1 protein-coding gene is annotated in these 509 nt (G+C 66.8%); it reads right to left on the reverse strand.

The features are described 5' to 3' along the window. The coding region (locus tag N0A24_12330; protein ID MCS7174121.1) for a hypothetical protein at positions 1-509 on the reverse strand (509 nt) is incomplete at both ends.

Raw genomic sequence — 509 nt, forward strand, 5'->3', positions numbered from 1 at the left:
GGTAAAATGTTCCTCGGCCCGTCGGGCGTGGGCCTCCTCCCCGCTGCGCTCATAGCGGCGATAGAACAGGGTGCCCAGGGCGTGCTGAACCGTCGCCCACTGAAACGGAGCGGTCTCGCGGCGGTATTTCTCCAGGGCGCGGGTAAAATGTTCCTCGGCCCGTCGGGCGTGGGCCTCCTCCCCGCTGCGCTCATAGCGGCTCAGAAACAGGTTACCCAGGGAGTGCTGAACCGTCGCCCATTGGGACGGAGCGGTCTCGCGGCGGTATTCCTCCAGGGCGCGGGTAAAATGTTCCTCGGCCCGTCGGGCGTGGGCCTCCTCCCCGCTGCGCTCATAGCGGCGATAGAACAGGGTGCCCAGGGAGTGCTGGGTCATTGCCCAATCGGACGGAGCGGTCTCGCGGCGGCGGACTTCCAGGGCACTGGTAAAATTTTCCTCGGCCCGTCGGGCGTGGGCCTCCTCCCCGCTGCGCTCATAGCGGAGAGCATACAGGGTGCCCAGGGAGTGCT

This window comes from Armatimonadota bacterium, from assembly GCA_025059775.1.
In the GTDB taxonomy this organism is placed as follows: Bacteria; Sysuimicrobiota; Sysuimicrobiia; order Sysuimicrobiales; family Sysuimicrobiaceae; genus Sysuimicrobium.